This window comes from Luteolibacter flavescens (genome assembly GCF_025950085.1).
Classification (GTDB): domain Bacteria; phylum Verrucomicrobiota; class Verrucomicrobiia; order Verrucomicrobiales; family Akkermansiaceae; genus Haloferula; species Haloferula flavescens.
Genome location: NZ_JAPDDS010000011.1, coordinates 50346 through 65700, shown reverse-complemented (window position 1 = coordinate 65700; position 15355 = coordinate 50346). Strand labels below are relative to the sequence as shown.

At 62.7% G+C, this 15355-nt stretch carries 15 protein-coding genes; 12 read left to right on the top strand and 3 right to left on the bottom strand.

All coding sequences use genetic code 11. The annotated features are described in order from the left end of the window. Nucleotides 1-151: 151 nt before the first annotated feature. The 5 genes from OKA04_RS17930 (at nucleotide 152) to OKA04_RS17910 (ending at nucleotide 6454) form a co-directional block, all read left to right on the top strand. Nucleotides 152-964, top strand: coding sequence for a phosphate ABC transporter substrate-binding protein (locus OKA04_RS17930; protein ID WP_264502576.1), 813 nt, complete (start codon nucleotides 152-154; stop codon nucleotides 962-964). A 97-nt stretch (nucleotides 965-1061) separates the two neighbouring features. Beyond that, a complete protein-coding gene (pstC, locus tag OKA04_RS17925; protein WP_264502575.1) occupies nucleotides 1062-2999 on the top strand; it encodes a phosphate ABC transporter permease subunit PstC in 1938 nt (645 codons plus the stop codon). Continuing rightward, complete coding sequence (locus OKA04_RS17920; protein ID WP_264502574.1) at nucleotides 2999-4117, top strand: PstA family ABC transporter permease; 1119 nt, start codon at nucleotides 2999-3001, stop codon at nucleotides 4115-4117. Before pstC ends, OKA04_RS17920 begins: the two co-directional genes overlap by 1 nt. Further along, the gene (gene pstB / locus OKA04_RS17915; RefSeq protein ID WP_319800624.1) at nucleotides 4111-4878 is read left to right on the top strand and encodes a phosphate ABC transporter ATP-binding protein PstB; all 768 of its coding nucleotides are present in this window, start codon (nucleotides 4111-4113) and stop codon (nucleotides 4876-4878) included. The genes OKA04_RS17920 and pstB overlap by 7 nt, the downstream gene beginning before the upstream one ends. 106 nt (nucleotides 4879-4984) lie before the next feature. Further along, nucleotides 4985-6454 carry a hypothetical protein gene (locus OKA04_RS17910; protein WP_264502573.1) on the top strand — a complete coding sequence of 490 codons (1470 nt, stop codon included), beginning with the start codon at nucleotides 4985-4987 and terminating at the stop codon, nucleotides 6452-6454. Between the two features lie 235 nt (nucleotides 6455-6689). Here the strand turns inward: OKA04_RS17910 and OKA04_RS17905 are convergent, their stop codons facing one another. Together OKA04_RS17905 and OKA04_RS17900 are read right to left on the bottom strand one after the other, a co-directional pair. Then, on the bottom strand, nucleotides 6690-7457 hold the full coding sequence (locus OKA04_RS17905; RefSeq protein WP_264502572.1) for a hypothetical protein: 768 nt from the start codon (nucleotides 7455-7457) through the stop codon (nucleotides 6690-6692). Beyond that, nucleotides 7457-7816 carry a HesB/IscA family protein gene (locus OKA04_RS17900; RefSeq protein WP_264502571.1) on the bottom strand — a complete coding sequence of 120 codons (360 nt, stop codon included), beginning with the start codon at nucleotides 7814-7816 and terminating at the stop codon, nucleotides 7457-7459. Before OKA04_RS17900 ends, OKA04_RS17905 begins: the two co-directional genes overlap by 1 nt. 118 nt (nucleotides 7817-7934) lie before the next feature. On the opposite strand from OKA04_RS17900, the gene mutL reads away from it, so the two are divergent. The 5 genes from mutL (at nucleotide 7935) to OKA04_RS17875 (ending at nucleotide 13621) form a co-directional block, all read left to right on the top strand. After that, nucleotides 7935-9764 (top strand): DNA mismatch repair endonuclease MutL, encoded by a 1830-nt coding sequence (mutL, locus tag OKA04_RS17895; protein WP_264502570.1) that lies wholly within the window; start codon nucleotides 7935-7937, stop codon nucleotides 9762-9764. Between the two features lie 379 nt (nucleotides 9765-10143). Beyond that, a complete protein-coding gene (locus OKA04_RS17890; protein WP_264502569.1) occupies nucleotides 10144-10935 on the top strand; it encodes a hypothetical protein in 792 nt (263 codons plus the stop codon). Nucleotides 10936-11235: 300 nt separating this feature from the next. Continuing rightward, nucleotides 11236-11973 carry a hypothetical protein gene (locus tag OKA04_RS17885; protein ID WP_264502568.1) on the top strand — a complete coding sequence of 246 codons (738 nt, stop codon included), beginning with the start codon at nucleotides 11236-11238 and terminating at the stop codon, nucleotides 11971-11973. Nucleotides 11974-11996: 23 nt separating this feature from the next. Further along, entirely contained in the window at nucleotides 11997-12572 is a 576-nt protein-coding gene (locus tag OKA04_RS17880) for a hypothetical protein (RefSeq protein ID WP_264502567.1), read from the top strand. Then, on the top strand, nucleotides 12569-13621 hold the full coding sequence (locus OKA04_RS17875) for a hypothetical protein (RefSeq protein ID WP_264502566.1): 1053 nt from the start codon (nucleotides 12569-12571) through the stop codon (nucleotides 13619-13621). The genes OKA04_RS17880 and OKA04_RS17875 overlap by 4 nt, the downstream gene beginning before the upstream one ends. A gap of 78 nt (nucleotides 13622-13699) precedes the next feature. Here OKA04_RS17875 and OKA04_RS17870 read toward each other — a convergent pair whose 3' ends face one another. Then, nucleotides 13700-14317 carry a hypothetical protein gene (locus tag OKA04_RS17870; RefSeq protein ID WP_264502565.1) on the bottom strand — a complete coding sequence of 206 codons (618 nt, stop codon included), beginning with the start codon at nucleotides 14315-14317 and terminating at the stop codon, nucleotides 13700-13702. Between the two features lie 60 nt (nucleotides 14318-14377). On the opposite strand from OKA04_RS17870, the gene OKA04_RS17865 reads away from it, so the two are divergent. Together OKA04_RS17865 and OKA04_RS17860 are read left to right on the top strand one after the other, a co-directional pair. Beyond that, the gene (locus OKA04_RS17865; RefSeq protein ID WP_264502564.1) at nucleotides 14378-14818 is read left to right on the top strand and encodes a hypothetical protein; all 441 of its coding nucleotides are present in this window, start codon (nucleotides 14378-14380) and stop codon (nucleotides 14816-14818) included. Continuing rightward, complete coding sequence (locus tag OKA04_RS17860; RefSeq protein ID WP_264502563.1) at nucleotides 14815-15354, top strand: type II secretion system protein; 540 nt, start codon at nucleotides 14815-14817, stop codon at nucleotides 15352-15354. Before OKA04_RS17865 ends, OKA04_RS17860 begins: the two co-directional genes overlap by 4 nt. The last annotated feature ends 1 nt before the right edge of the window (nucleotide 15355 follow it).

Genomic DNA, 15355 nt, shown 5'->3' with positions numbered 1-15355 from the left:
GGCTGATCGATAACGATTTGTGGTGTGATCCGCCCAATCCTCTAGCTGGGTTTCGTGACAAACCCGTCACAATGGACCGGTGGACGTTTGTGACGGGGCTGGCATCCATCCTAGCGAGCGTCGCTTGCGGCGCGGAAATCCATATCACATCATGCGCACCATCATCCGATCCGCCGCCGCCAGCCTCTTCGCGGGAGCCATGCTCGCCGCCACCGCCGGCGCGCAGACCATCAGCATCAAGGGCTCCGATACCCTTGGCGCGAAGCTCGTTCCGCAGCTTTCCGAGAGCTTTTCCTCGAAGAACAAAGGCGTGAAATTCGAGATCGCCGCCGAAGGTTCTTCCACCGCCTTCCCGGCGCTGGCCAATGGCACCGCCCACATCGGCATGTCTTCCCGCAAGGCCAAGCCCGAGGAAATCACGGCCGCCCGCGCCAAGGGCATCAAGCTCAAGGAAGTGGAAGCCTGCCATGACATGATCGTCGTCGTCGTGAACAAGGGCAACCCGCTCAAGACCCTCACCAAGGACCAGGTCGCCAAGATCTTCACCGGCCAGGTGAAGGACTGGAGCGAAGTCGGCGGCGCCCCGGGCCCGATCTCCATCTACACCCGCAATACCTCCTCCGGCACCTACAAGGACTGGCAGGGTCTTGCGATGAAGGGCCGCAACTACGCCAGCGGCTCCCAGAAGCTCGCAGGCAACGAGCAGATCGCCCAGGAAGTGGCGAAGAACAAGAACGGCATCGGCTACGTGGGCCTCGCCTACGCCAAGAGCAACGGCATCCATGACGTGACCATCGACGGCGTCCAGCCCGTCGCCGCGAACGCCAAGAAGTATGCCTACAGCCGCGCCTGCTACTACTACATCCCCGAGAATGCCGACGCCACCGCGAAGGCTTTCGTGGACTTCGCGATCGGCGCAGAAGGCCAGAAGATCGCCCAGCGCCTCGGTTTCGTCCCGAACTAAGGGATTGATCTGACGAATTTGACACGCGATCCCGGCGCGGCGACCACCCGCCGGGATTGCCATTTCCACGCCTTCCCCCCACGCTCGCCGCGCCTGCATGCCTGAGACCCCTTCCCAAGTTCCTGCCGGTCATCCTTTCCGACGAAAGGGCCGTGGCACGGACGGCTTGATCAAGTTCTTCTTCGCCAGCAATGCCGGCCTGACGATCGTCATCCTGGTCCTCATCATCGTCTTCCTGGTCAGGGAAGGCGCGGGCTTCTTCCCCGACTATCGGAAGGAGCTGGATCTCTACCGGAAGTCCGGTCTGGAGCTGATCGACATCCCGCGCAAGGACCTGACCGCTCACGAGCAGATGAGCTCGCTGCTCAACCGCGCCTACTATGCGCAGGTAAATGCCGCGTGCCGCACGGAGATGCTCCGCTCGCAGGAGGCCTCCGCGGTCATGAGCTATCTCGGTGAAGCCGTGGCACCGGCCCAGAGCGCCCTCCAGCGGGTGACGGAGAATGCCGGCGACGCGGGCGTTCCCCCGGAACTCCAGCAGTCGCTCACCGCGAAATACAAGGCCCTCGTCGCCGACGGCCTCGCCGGGAAATTCGGCGACGGCGTGCCGCCAACCCCTCATCTGGCTCCCGAGGAGCGTGCGCAATTGCTCGCTGCCTTCGAGGCCCGTGACCCTCTTTCCTCGGACGATCCTCCGCTGATCGCCGCCCTGCAGGAACAACTTTCCGCCAAGCAGGCCGCCGCGGGCGAGCCGCTGGCATCCTTCCGCGAGGCCATCGATGCCTTCGCCGATGCTTCCGTGAATCTCGACACGCTGGTGATGGAAACCGGCGACACCGTGAAAGCGACCAAGGCCGCAGCCACGCTTCACGAGATCGAGGTGACAAAGCGCGATACCCTGCTGGAAGCCTCCGCCAAGGCGAAGTCTTCTGAACTGCGCCAGCAACTCGAGACCGAGGCCCGCGAGTCCGTCACCACCGAGGCGGTGGACTTTGCGACCTCGCTCCAGCCCGTCCTCGACCGTCTGCCGGAATTCACCGCGGCGAATGCCGAGCTGGCGACCGCCATCAACGACGTCCAGCCGAAGCTGCCCGCCAAGCTGGAGGACGGAAAGGCGGACCGCTATCTCTCCACCTTCCGCAAGGCGGCAGGGGAGTACACGAATGAAATCTCCGACACCACGGCCGCGATGCAGGCGTGGAAATACGACGTGCCGGTCGGTCTCGGCGCGACCATCTGGGGCTTCATCACCGGTCGTGACTGGATCACCGGCGGCGAGTGGCAGGACTTCTACGGCATCATGCCGCTCTTCACCGGCTCCGCGATCATCGCGGTGATCGCCCTCACGCTGGCCATCCCGCTCGGCGTGGGTGCCGCCATCTACACGAACCAGCTCGCCGGTCGCAGGCAGCAGAATTTCATCAAGCCGGTCATCGAGTTCCTCCAGGCGATCCCGTCGGTGGTTCTCGGTTTCCTCGGTATCGCGGTGCTCGGCACCATCCTGCAGGAGACCTCGATGAAGGACGCCTTCTCATGGGTGCCCGGCTTCCCGATCCAGCAGCGCCTGAACATGTTCACCGCGGGCTGCCTGCTCGGGCTGATGGCCATTCCCACGATCTTCTCGCTCTCGGAAGACGCGCTGAACAATGTCCCGTCAGCCTTCGCCGAGGCGTCCGACGCGCTCGGAGCCTCGAAGCTCCAGACCGTCTTCCGCGTCATCTGCCCGGCGGCCATCTCCGGCATCCTCGCCGCGGTGCTGCTCGGCTTGGGCCGCGTGATCGGGGAGACGATGGTGGTGCTGCTGGTCGCGGGCAACCGCATCGAGATCCCGGACTTCACGGAAGGCCTCGGCGTCTTCTTCCAGCCCGCCCACACGCTCACCGGCATCATCGCGCAGGAGCTGGGTGAGGTGCCCTTTGGCAGCGTCCACTATCGCGCGCTCTTCGTCGTCGGCATGGTGCTCTTCATCATGGTGCTCGGCATCAACTGGACCGCGCAGCGCATGCTCCACAAATTCCGCATCGGCCACGACTGATGGACAATCCCGAACAACTCATCCGCAAGGGCGTCGATCGCAACGCTCTGAAAGAAGGCGTGGTCAAATCCATCCTCGGGGGACTCACCTGGGGCGTGGTGCTGGTGGCGCTGCTCATCTTCGGCCGCATCTGCATGGATGGCGCTCCCGTGCTGCTCAAGCCGGAGTTTCCCTTCATCGATACCGCCTTCCTCACGGAGCGGACGCAGACCTTGCACGTCTTTGACGATGCTGCCGGGACCCGTCACAGCCTGCCTGCCGACGAGTATCACGCATGGACGGAGAAGAACGGCTCCGAGGCGGTCTTCAACGAAACCTCCTACTCTTACTCGGGCGGCGGCATCGCCGGTCCCATCGTGGGCACCGCCTTGCTGACGCTGCTGAGCACGGTCCTCGCGCTGTTCTTCGGCGTGGCGGCGGCGATCTATCTCAGCGAGTACGCGAAGCAGGGGAAATTCATCCAGTGGGTGCGCCTCGCCATCCTGAATCTCGCGGGCGTTCCCTCGATCGTCTTCGGCCTCTTCGGTTTCGCCGTCTTCGTGCTCGCGGCACCGGTCTTCACGGAGGTGCCATCGGACCGCTCGCTGCTGGCGATCCCGCTCGGCTTCACCTACTTCAGTTTCCAGGGGTGGAATTCCTCGCTCATCGCGGGCTCCGCCACGCTCGCCTGCATGATCCTGCCGGTGATCATCACCGCATCGGAGGAGTCGCTGAAGGCCGTGCCGCAGGGCTTCCGCGAGGCCTCGCTGGCCCTCGGCGCGACCCGCTGGCACACCATCCGCAAGTGCGTGCTGCCCTTCGCGCTGCCGGGCATCCTGACCTCGTCCGTGCTCTCGCTGGCACGTGCGGCGGGTGAAACGGCGCCGATCATGTTCACCGCGGCGGTGGCCGCAAAGGATACCTTCCCGTGGGAAGGCGGCGGACCCTTCGGCGTCTTCCAGAGCCAGGTGCAGGCGCTGCCCTACCACATCTACACGCTGGCCGCGCGTATCCCCACCTCGGACTACACGCAGCGCGCCCAGTATGGGTCGGTCTTCGTGTTCCTGCTGATGATTTTCATGTTCTCGACGATCTCCATCGTCCTCCGCAACCGCGTCCGCTCGAAGCTCAAATGGTAACCGGCACCCCAGCCATCTCGGTCGATAACCTGCGCTTCAACTACGGGGCGAAGCAGGTGCTCCACGACATCAGCCTCGACATCCAGTCGCGCGAGATCACCGCATTCATCGGGCCGTCCGGCTGCGGGAAATCGACGCTGCTGCGCTGCTTCAACCGCATCAACGACCGCATCCCCGGAGCGAAGGTCACCGGCGGCGAGATCCGGATCGCAGGCATCGACATCTCGCGCCCGGACCTCGACCTGCAGGTGCTGCGCCGCCGTGTCGGCATGGTCTTCCAGAAGTGGAATCCCTTTCCGAAGTCGATCTACGACAACATCGCCTACGGCCTCCGCATCCACGGCGAGAAGAACCAGAAGATCATCGACGAGCGCGTCGAATACTGCCTGCGCCGCGTCGCGCTGTGGGACGATGTGAAGGACCGCCTGAAGTCCAGCGCCTTCGGCCTCTCCGGCGGCCAGCAGCAGCGCCTCTGCATCGCGCGCACCATCGCGACCAAGCCGGACATCATCCTGATGGACGAGCCGTGCTCAGCGCTCGACCCGCTCTCCACACTGAAGGTCGAGGAACTCCTGCTCGAGTTGAAGCAGGAATACACCATCGTCATCGTCACCCACAACCTGGCCCAGGCCAGCCGGTGCTCTGACAAGACCGCCTTCTTCTACCTCGGCAAGCTCATCGAACACGGCACCACCGCGAAGATGTTCTCCACCCCGAGCGTGAAGCAGACCGAGCAGTATGTCTCGGGGGCTTTCGGTTGAGGGATGGGGGCGGGGAGGCAATTCCGGCTTCTCTGCCGCGATTCGTTCAACTATGCCTTCGGGTAGTATGAATGTAGTCGTATGGAGGCGTTTGCTGTTTCAAATCTTGGCCTTGGTGCTGGGGCTGCAGGTTTCGCTCGCCGAATCTACCAAATTCAACATCCGCCTCATCCAGAATGATCACCCGAGTCCGACATTGTTCCAATGTGAGGTAGTGGTGGAGAAGGGTAGCGTCTCGATTTCCGGCTCGGGATACAGCCTGCCACTTCACGAGTTGATTTGGGCTCGTCAACTTACGGGTCGGGAACTCACGGAAATACCGAAGTTCGAAAAGCACCTGATCAAGATTGAGGACGAACAATTTGCCGTGAATCTCAGAGCCGTGGCAAAGGGCTTCGATCTTTGCCGTGAAAGATTATTGATGAGATCTGTAAGTGGCGGAACAATGGTAAAGGTTCAATGCGCCGTTGATTCTGCGGCTCCTTCGCAGGAGGCATCCTACATCAATATCGATCCGTCGAGCTGGCGGTCGAATCTGATGGATGATATCAGCCGGAATATTCAGATTTTGGTGGTAAATGATGTCTTGGGAAAGGCCAAAGCAAATGAGGGGACGTTGGAATCCATAAAACAGAAGTCCACGAAGCTGGCATTAAACATCGTTCAATATGAGCAGGCTTTTGCGATGCTGGAAGATGCCTGCGAGAAGGACGCGGAGTTGGATTGGACGAAAGTCGCCGATTTGGTCCGGCTTCGACCGGGCCAGCCAGCGCTTGATAAAAGTACGAAGCTTGTGCAGACGGCTCATGAGGTGCTGACAGCGTCCTGCTCGCGACAGGGATTGGAGTACATGCTCGGAGAGAATTTCTCGGGAGTGGATGCCATGGTGATCAAGATTGGAGAGGTTCGCCAATGCAGGGATAATTCTTCGTATTTGACTAATCCAAGGGGATTTGATGATGTTGGTAGAAGCTTGGGATTCACGTATCTGCCGCGCGATCCAGCGGTGAAGGTGGGGGTTTTGGATGTGGGACTCGAGCGGATCTTGCTTCATTTCCTTCTTCAAGATCTGGCTGATGGTTCTTCTGCGTATCAGAAATTCTCTTTGGTTATTGCGGGTAGGAATTGGCAAGTCGCTGATAGATGGCCCATCGGGAATGAGAAAATGCCGGCGAGTTTCTCAAGGCGGTTACAGTATCTTTCTGCTGGGAGCGGGCTATTGGAGTATCTGTTGAATGGCGAGCAGGTGGAGAAAGCGGTGCTTCTGGATGTCGAGGCCATTGTGATCGACGATGACAAGCAGCAATCTGCACGGCTTGATTATCGGTTAGGAATGTTAGAAGGTGTTTTGCCTCTTTTTCGGACCGAGGAGAAGTGGGTGCCAAATCGTTCTTGGTCCGAAAAAAGTTATAGGAGTATTGGAGGGTCGATCCAGAATAGGAACTATTTCCGGTCACGCGCGGACGTGGAGAAGCACAATTCCAGCCCGGCAGGAGATTCTGGAAAAGATCTCGATTCCGAGCACGAGGGGGGCAGCCGTAGATCCAAAACCTGGGAAGAACTCTTCCCGAGATGACGCCATGTGGATGCTAGTTCCGGTCAAACCGGACCACCACTCCTCCTTTCGGTTGAGCATTTCTTTCCGCGTTTGCGCACTTACCAATTTGGCAAGCTCATCGAGCACGGCACCACCGCAACGATGATCTCCACTCCGAGCGTCAAGCAGACCGAGCAGTACGTCTCGGGGGCTTTCGGTTGAGGCGCACAGGGACGGGAGGGCTTCCGGCAGGATGCCGGAGCCACGGTTCCTGTCACTGCTGCTCCTCGGGCGGGAAGACCGGCAGGGGGCCTGCGGGATTCAGCTCGGCCGGGGCGCGGAGGACGAACTTGCGCTCCTTCTTCTCCTTTCCGACGGTGAAGTCGCCGAAGGCGATGGGCACCACGGTCAGGATCATCACGGGCGTGTCTTCACCGGTCACCTTCGATGCGTGGAGAAGCATCGCGCAGTTGGGAAACTTGGCGACGGAGAGCGAGTCCCCGGGCAAGATCCACCCTGCCGCCTCTTCGTTGTCGGTGGGGAAAAGGTATTCCAGCACCACCGGCCACGGGGCGGGTTGGGAAAATTCGTCCGGTGCGATCATCGCTTGCGCGCGCACGGCAAATCCCGGATGAAAGAGATCGTCGGGACCGAGCTTGCGGACCTCCTTCACCAGATAGTCGCCTTCGGCGTACTGGATCAGCTTCGGCTCCTTGAGATTGAGCAGGTAGTTCCGCATCAAGGCGGCATTGAAGGTTTGCAGCGCCTCATCGGTGAGGCCCGCGTAACGCCGGTAAAAGGCGCGCGGATCGGCGGACTCGCCTGCCGGTGCCTGCATGGGCTCCAGCGGTTCCGGCGGATCGACCCGCTTCAGCATCTTGAGAAACTCGTAGTTCCGCGGGATCTCCGGGTGACGGAAGACATGCAGGCAGCCCAGCCAACTGATCACGGCCAGGCAGAGCGCCACGACATTCGCCAGAGCCCACCAGTAGTAGGCGGGCGGGCGTTTCTTTTTCGGCGGCGGCTGCTTGTCGTGCGGCATCAGCGGCACTCCTCAGGCTCGGGCGTCGGCTCGTGGGCGGTTTCGAAGGAAGTGCCGCAGCCGCAGGAGCGGGCGGCATTCGGATTTTCGATGCGGAAGCCGGCGTCGTTCAGGTCGTCGCAGTAGTCGATCTGGCAGCCCTGCAGCTTGCCCGTGCTGTCCTCGGCCACGATCATCCGGGCGCCGTGGGCTTCCACGATGGTGTCGCCCGGCTCCGGGGCGGCGATTTCCATGACATACTGCCAGCCCGCGCAGCCGCCCTTGCGGACGGCGAGGCGCAGCCCGCTATCCGGAGTCGCGCCCTTGCGTTCCAGCAATGCCCGCAGCTCGCCAGCCGCCTTTTCGGTCACCGTGATCATCTGGGAGAAAGACAAGACGCAAGACCCGAAGACGCAAGACCCAATGTGGTCCGCATCCAAGGACAGGGAGCGCATTCTTGGTCTTGGAACTTTCCACTGGCGGCTCCAAGTTCCCCGCGTGCCGCGCATCCGCATCCTGCCCGAGATCCTCGCCAGCCAAGTGGCGGCGGGGGAGGTGGTCGAGCGGCCGGCCAGCGCCGTGAAGGAGCTGGTGGAAAACAGCCTCGACGCCGGGGCGGGGGAGATCCTGGTGGAAATCCGCCGTGGCGGTGCCGCGCTGCTGCGCGTGATCGACAATGGCTCGGGGATGTCCCGCGACGATGCCCTGATGAGCCTGGAGCGACATGCCACCAGCAAGCTCGCCGACTCCGCCGGTCTGGCCTCCATCTGCACGCTCGGCTTTCGCGGCGAGGCCGTGCCGAGCATCGCCAGCGTCTCCCGCTTCCGCCTGACCACCCGCGAACCGCAGGCAGTGGCGGGCACCGAGATTTCCGTCGAGGGCGGCGTCATGCGCGATGTCCGCGAGGCCGGTTGCGCACCGGGCACGACGGTCGAGGTGAAGGATCTTTTCTACAATGTGCCGGCCCGCCGGAAATTCCTCCGGGCGGAGACCACCGAGTCCGCCCACGTGGAGCACCAGCTGCGGATGCATGCGCTCGCCGCTTCCGGGGTGCGATTCCGCTTCCGCAAGGACGAGCGGGAGGTCTTTGACCTGCCGGCGGGGATGTCCCGGCTGGACCGCGTGCGCTGGATGACCGGCACGGAGCTGGGCCGGGAACTCATCTCCCTGCCGCTCACCCACGGGAACGGCGTCTCGGTGGAGGGTTTCGTCCTCCCCGCCGCCCACGCGCGGAAGGGGCGGCGTCACCAGTGTGTCTTCCTGAATGGCAGGCCGGTGGAAGACAGCGCGATTTCCCGTGGTCTGGCCGAGGGATTCCGCGGTGCGCTGGGCGACGGGCTGCACCCGGCGGCGTGGATGTGGATCGAGATCGAGCCGTCGATGGTCGATGTGAATGTCCACCCGGCGAAGCGGGAGATCCGCCTGCATCGCCCCCACGAGCTTCGCGAGGTGATCGCGGAGTCGGTGCGCGAGGGCCTTGCCAAGGCGGAGGCGGCACGACGCCCGGTTTACAAGCAGCCCATCGCCCCCGGTCCATCGGTTCCGGCGAATGTGGTGGAGGATCGCCCGGTCCTGCGAAGTCCGGTCGCCGAGGTACGGCCTGTTTTCCCAGCCAAGAGCGCCCCGCGCGAGTGGCCGGCTTCCCTGCCGGTCCAGCGGACTTTCGAGACCATCGCTCCCGCGGTCCCGTCCCCGGTGGCTACGCCCCAACCGGCGCTTGCCGTCCCGGAGCTGGAGGAAAAAGCCCCGCCTTTCCGCTACGTCGGCACCCTCCGGGATCGCTTCGCCCTGCTGGAGTCCGAGGATGGCCTGGTGCTGCTGGATCCCCGGGCGGCGCGGGAGCGCATCCTTTACGAGCGCTGGCTGCACGATGCCGATGGCCGCGGCGTGGAGAGCCAGACGCTGCTGGTGCCGGTACTGCTGGAGCCGGGACCGCGGGAGTGCGAGCTGGCGATCCGCCACCGGGACGAATTTGCCAAGGCGGGGATCGATATCGAGGACTTCGGCTCCGGCACGCTGCGGATCGGCTCGCTACCGGATTTCCTCAAGCTCGCTGATGCCCGGGCTTTCCTCTCCGGGCTCCTCGACGAACTCGCCGGAGGGCAGTTGCCCGGCAGCCGGGTCGCCTTCGATCACTTGGCGAAGCTGCTTTCCCGTCGGGCGGCCTTGGCCGAGGCCCCGCGACCGCAAGAGGCGATGCGGCTGCTTGAGGCGCTCTTCCGCTGCGAGCTGCCTTATTGCGCTCCGGATGGCCGGCCAACCCTCAGTGAATTCTCCATGAGGGAGTTGGAGCGACGCTTCGCAGGCGGGAAGTCGGGTGGTTTTTGAAATTTCGGGGCTGTTTTCCTTTCGGGGTCCCGATTATTCAAAATAGCCGAAAATTTCATTGTTCAGGGGCATTCCACCTGCTTCTTTTACGGAGTCCATGAGTTCGATCGTTCCGCGTCATTTCCTCGCCGGTGCCGATTAGGCCAAGCGGGGGAATGACGACGGGAACTCCCGGAATCCCTTATATGACGGGGAATTTCGGCGATCGTGGATTTTTTGATCTAACGTGATCGCGGAATGGGCGGAGTGAAAAGTTCCTGAGACAACGTGATTTGAAATCCGTTCAAATTTTCGCCAGAAATTTCTTGTTCAGGTTTCTTTATTGTTCATGCTGCGCGGCGACGGGTCCCTGACGGGACGAGAGTTTTTAAAAACGCTCATGATGCCACGCCTGCTCCTTCTCCTCGCGTCCGCGCTGCCGCTGGTTCCAGTGGCCGGTGCGGCTTCGCTGCTCGGGGATCGTCTGGAGGCCATCCATGGCGACCTGCTGGAGAATCGCCGCGAGGCACTCCCGGGCCTGAGCAATCCCTTCGGCGTGCCGGACAAGGCGCGCCTGGTGATCGAGTCGTCCGACGCCGGATTCCGTGATCTCCGCGGCTGGCGTGGCAATGTGGTGGGAACGGTCTTCTGGATCGGCGAGCAGCCGACGGAGAACAACCCGGTGCCCAACACGATGAGCTCGTGGGACATGAACTGGCAGGCGAACTTCGGCGGTTACGACGATCCGGACCGCCGCAACGGCTACGAGCCGGCCGGGTTCGTCCCGAGGCTGAATCCTTTTTACATCGCGCTTCCCTACAATGATGTCGCGAAGGGTGGGGGACACCGTCCGGAGGCATCCGAGGTGATCCCGTGGTTCTGGCGAGACTACCGCGGCGACGGCATTTCCGTCTGCAAGGGCCGCTGGCTCGCGATCCACTACAAGGGCAAGGTCTGCTATGCCCAGTGGGAAGATGTGGGCCCCTTCGAGGTGGATCACTGGCAATACGTTTTCGGCAAAGAAGATCCCCGCGCGAATCGCAACAAGGGAGCCGGCATCGACCTGAGTCCTGCCGTGCGTGACTACCTTGGCTTCCGCAGCGGGGAGCGAGTCCAGTGGCGCTTCCTGGAAGCCCGCGATGTCCCGCACGGACCGTGGTCCGGGTGGGAAAACGACATCCCCCAACGCTGAGAAGACTTCACCAGCTCGCAATCTGACGATTGCTGTTCCCACACCCACACACACCCCGACGACTCCGGTCGTCCCCTTACATAGACTGACTTCGTCCGGAGAGGTGATTAACCCCCAATCGCTTCCCCGGAGACCCGGCGAGGGACTCTGTCCCGAGCGGGCACGGCCCGGCTACGCATTTGTGGCCGTCTCGTGCCCGGCACCCTCGCCGGGTCCCTCCTTCCACTGCCGCCCCTACGGCCGTGGAAATCACGGGGGAGAAGAAGGTCGGCACCACTGTTCGTTCACCCGACACCAGCCATGAAAACCAGCCGACTGGCTGCCCTAGCGGCGGCTATTCTTGCCTGCGGCGTGCCCGCGGCAAATGCCCAGTCCCAGTCCACCGAGCCTGCCATCCCGGTGGGCTCGCTCACGGCATTCCCGGTGAAGGTCCGTCCCGGCACCCGCCCGACCCTCACCTGGAACATCACCTATCCCTCGATCGTCCAAGATTACACGGACATTGAGGGCGGCAATACCGTCAAGGCCGAGGAGGAGATCTACGTCGATGTCCGCGTGCTCGGCGCCGGCGTGACGGTCAGTTCCAGCAGCAACAACCTCACCTTCGTGCCGACACGCGCCGAGGTGAGCTACGACGGCGGCTCCTACCAGGAGGTCTTCTACGGCACGAACAACAACGTGCAGCCGAACAAGATCGTCTACACCCGCCTGATGGGGAAGGGGAAGAAGCTGCGTTTCGGCGGTCGCTACCGCTACAACAACCAGTGGGGCCCGTATTTCAACTCGCAGAGCGGCACCCTCAACGTGCGCACCCTGGTGAACGGGGACGTCCCGCCGACGACCTACCCGCTGCACAATGCGCCGACGCTGGAGAGCTTTCTCCGGCCCTATCTGGACAGCAATGGCCGCGTGAAGATCGGCCCCATGGACGTGATCGTCTTCATGGAGCTGACCCACTACGACTCCCAACGGAGTGATCCGGGCTACGACCTTCAGGACATGGTGCTGCTCTGCACCTTCCGCCTGAAGACCAAGTGATTCCCAACCGAGACCCCAATCCGATGAAGAAGATCGCCCTTCATACCGTTGCTCTCGGAGTCCTCCTCGCCACGGCCAGCGCTGCCGAGCCGGCCGAGGAAACCCGCCGTGTCCCCATGCGTGACGTGGTGACCCACGACCAGATCGTGGAAGCCGCCCGGCTCGCCCGGGAAGATAATCCACCGCCCGTCTTCAAGCCGCTCGAAGGAGAAGACCCGTCCGTCGTCAACCGGCCGAAGGACCTGCTCTCCCGCTCCGAGATCTTCTCCTATCGCGGCAAGGCATCCCTCGTGCCGAAGCGCGCGGTGCTTCATTTCCCGAAGGAACTGTCCGACCGGAAGGGCATCAAGGAAGAGTCGCAGTTCCTGGCGTGGATTGACTTCTACGCGGCGAATCGCGCATGGATCCGCACCGTAGAGGTCACCCGTGCGCAGGCCGAGGGGAAGCAGACGCTGGATGAGGGCGTATTGAAGTCCTTCGAGAAGGAGCGCCGTCTGGTAATCGCCACCTATCAGGAAGGCCCGATCTCGGTGATCCCCGCGCAGGTGGAGTCGCCGGATACCTCAGGAACCGCAACCTCCGCTGTCGCCAAGCCATGAAACTTTCCTCTCTCGTCGCCGCCGCCGCATTGCTCCTGGCTCCGTCGCTGATGGCGCAAAACGGCACATCCTTCACGAACTTCATCCGCCAGGTCCAGATCGAGGCCGGTAAGCCGGAGTCGCAGTGGGTGGAATGGGACCTCCAGAATATCCCGGCCTCCGGCGAAGCGCTCTCGCCGCTCGCCATCGATCCCGGTGGTGCCCGGTTCGAGCTCTGGACCGTGAAGGCGACGAATCCGCCCACGCAGTACCTGCTCGATAGCCGCTATGTGGGCACCTATGTGCCGATCGCGCAGGTGGTGATCCGCTCGGAAGACCCGTATCCCACCATTCCCCGGACGCGGGCCGACCGTCCCTTTTACGTGGATGTCACCGTGGATGGCCTTTTGACGGATGCCTCCGCGCCGGATGGGGCGAAGAGCATCAACCTGCTCCACCACATCCAGTCCTACGGAACCAATGGAACCGGCGTCGGAATCAACCGCACGCAGGCCACGCTGCAGGGGACGCGCTCGATGACCCAGAACGGGCAGACCACCTACACCTACGCGATCAACAACCTGCCCGGCGCCAACCGCGCGAAGATCCGCGGCGAAGAGCGCTTCTCCGCCTTCTCCGTGCCGGACTACCAGGCTCCGTCTTCCCAGCTCGCGTCGCAGTTCATCCAGATCTGGCCGGTTGCGGACGGGGCGATCAGCGGAATCACGGACAACCAGCACATCCGCACCGTCCCGCCGCCGCTCACCTTCGCCGTGAATGACGTATATCCTGGATCGAGCGTTTACGCGCAGGCCTACAAGGGCTCCCCGGTTCTTGGCAAGGTGGGGGTGGTGATCCCCGGCTCGGCGAAGAACTATCATTCGCAGACCGTCCCCGTGAACCACCTCGAGGCGGTGTCGGATTACGAATCGGTATTGAATTCCGACGGCCGCTGGACCATCGAGCTGCTCACCGAGACCCCCTTCGGACTGGAACGCCTTCACTACGTCACGTTCACCCTGGACCGCACGATCCAGATGAACGGATCGGTGACGACGATCACGGACTGACCGTCCGCTTCTTCTCTCCCCACCGCGTGTTCCCCGACACGCGGATAGAACACACATAACATGGCTCCCCCCATACCCTTATTGTTTTTCGCCCCGGCCGGGCCCTTGCCCGCCGCCGGGAGTCGCCAGCTTTTCCAGATCCTGCCGGAGATTGTCGTTCCGGTAGAGAAGGGAGAAGGTGGCATCCCGCGTTTTCCTGAGCTGATCCTCGATCTCGGTGTAGGCCAGCAGGAGGAAGAGCCCCTTCACCGGCTCGCGGTGGAAGGAGAGCGTGCGGGTGGCAAACTGGTCCTTGATGTTCCGGTCCTGGCGGTTGGCGGAGAGCGCGCCGTATTCCCCGGTGAGTTCTTTCCTCAGCTTGTTGAAGCGGACCTCCATCTCCTCGGCCTTGGCAGCGGGATCCCGGTAGTGGACGGTGACTTCGTAGAGTCGGCCGGTGTGAAAACGCCCCTCGAGCGTCTGGGCGGCGGCACCGGGCAGGTTCCCTTTGCGGGCGGAAATTTTAAGAATTCGAAGTGCCGGTTGATCTCCAGGAAGGGAAATGTTAACATCCAGAGAATGTCGGGCGGCCCATTCGATCAATTTTTCAGGAGTGTCCCCCCAGCGCAGGCCGAACGGCGGCTCCAGGACCGCCTGGGCGTGCAGGCGTGCCCAGCCGAGCAAGGCGATCACGAGGCAGCGGACAAGGGTTCGCATGGCTGCGGTTTCCCTCTTTTCCGGCGTCGTCGCAAGCCTTCAGGCTTTGCCCGTGGCTCCATGCTCATCGAGGCTGCGATCTCGATGACCCTGCTCGGGGTGCTCGGGCTCACGCTCCTGAAGCTGTCGCTGAATGTGACCGCGCCGCGGCAGTGGACGCTGCAGCAGTCGATCACGGACGCCTATCTGACCTACGAAAAGGCTGCGGCCCAGCGTGCGACCTTTGACGAGATCACCGGGCCGGGCTCGCTCTGGCCTGCCCAGCCCGCCATCTCGAAGACCGAGGTGGAACTCGGCAGGTTGCCGGGCGGCCAGCGGATCATGGGGACCGTCACCCGGACCCGCTTCCCCGACTCGAACAATCTCTCCGGCAAGAGCGGCTCTGGCACGGACGTGACCAATCCCGCGCGCATGGAGGTGTGGCGCCTCCAAAGCGTGATCAGCTACAGCCTCGGCGGCCGCACCTATCTCAAATCCCGCACCGTCATCCGCTCGCAATGAAAGCTCTCTTCCACAAGCGCCGCCTGCGCCGCGGCTACACGCTGGTAGAGCTCACGCTGGCGATGAGCGTGGGTATCGTCATCGCCGCGATGGTGATGGTGCTGATGAACCAGCAACTCGCCTTCCTGAAGATCTTCCGAGCACAGAGCTTCCTCGTGACCGAGGCTCCGATGCTGAACAACTACATCACGAAGATCGTCGGAAATGCCGACAGCTACCGGCTGTATGGTAGTATAGCCGACCTCAAGGCCGGCCGCCCTCCGGTGACGGCGGACGCCACGGTCATCATGCTCCGCTTCAAGGAGCCCAACGGGACATTCCGCGCGTCGGTCCTCTCATTCGAGAATCCCAACGGTGCCGGCAGCGGGCTCTACTACCGCATGGTGAACTCGAGCGGCGTGCTGGCCGATCCCTCGTGGTCCCTTTCGAAAAGTCCCACGAACATCCGCTTCTTCATCGAGGGCGGTATCCTACGGGTCCGCGTAACTGGACCGAATGGCGAAGAATTGATCTACTCAGGAGCAGTCCAACTATGAA

What these genes read in the sequence shown, in the direction of transcription:
- OKA04_RS17870 (WP_264502565.1), bottom strand. Translation starts at nt 14,317, where the DNA reads ATGCGAACCCTTGTCCGCTGCCTCGTGATCGCCTTGCTCGGCTGGGCA.
- OKA04_RS17860 (WP_264502563.1), top strand. Translation starts at nt 14,815, where the DNA reads ATGAAAGCTCTCTTCCACAAGCGCCGCCTGCGCCGCGGCTACACGCTG.
- OKA04_RS17890 (WP_264502569.1), top strand. Translation starts at nt 10,144, where the DNA reads ATGATGCCACGCCTGCTCCTTCTCCTCGCGTCCGCGCTGCCGCTGGTT.
- OKA04_RS17905 (WP_264502572.1), bottom strand. Translation starts at nt 7,457, where the DNA reads ATGCCGCACGACAAGCAGCCGCCGCCGAAAAAGAAACGCCCGCCCGCC.
- OKA04_RS17885 (WP_264502568.1), top strand. Translation starts at nt 11,236, where the DNA reads ATGAAAACCAGCCGACTGGCTGCCCTAGCGGCGGCTATTCTTGCCTGC.
- OKA04_RS17880 (WP_264502567.1), top strand. Translation starts at nt 11,997, where the DNA reads ATGAAGAAGATCGCCCTTCATACCGTTGCTCTCGGAGTCCTCCTCGCC.
- OKA04_RS17930 (WP_264502576.1), top strand. Translation starts at nt 152, where the DNA reads ATGCGCACCATCATCCGATCCGCCGCCGCCAGCCTCTTCGCGGGAGCC.
- pstC (WP_264502575.1), top strand. Translation starts at nt 1,062, where the DNA reads ATGCCTGAGACCCCTTCCCAAGTTCCTGCCGGTCATCCTTTCCGACGA.
- OKA04_RS17900 (WP_264502571.1), bottom strand. Translation starts at nt 7,816, where the DNA reads ATGATCACGGTGACCGAAAAGGCGGCTGGCGAGCTGCGGGCATTGCTG.
- OKA04_RS17875 (WP_264502566.1), top strand. Translation starts at nt 12,569, where the DNA reads ATGAAACTTTCCTCTCTCGTCGCCGCCGCCGCATTGCTCCTGGCTCCG.
- OKA04_RS17865 (WP_264502564.1), top strand. Translation starts at nt 14,378, where the DNA reads ATGCTCATCGAGGCTGCGATCTCGATGACCCTGCTCGGGGTGCTCGGG.
- OKA04_RS17920 (WP_264502574.1), top strand. Translation starts at nt 2,999, where the DNA reads ATGGACAATCCCGAACAACTCATCCGCAAGGGCGTCGATCGCAACGCT.
- pstB (WP_319800624.1), top strand. Translation starts at nt 4,111, where the DNA reads ATGGTAACCGGCACCCCAGCCATCTCGGTCGATAACCTGCGCTTCAAC.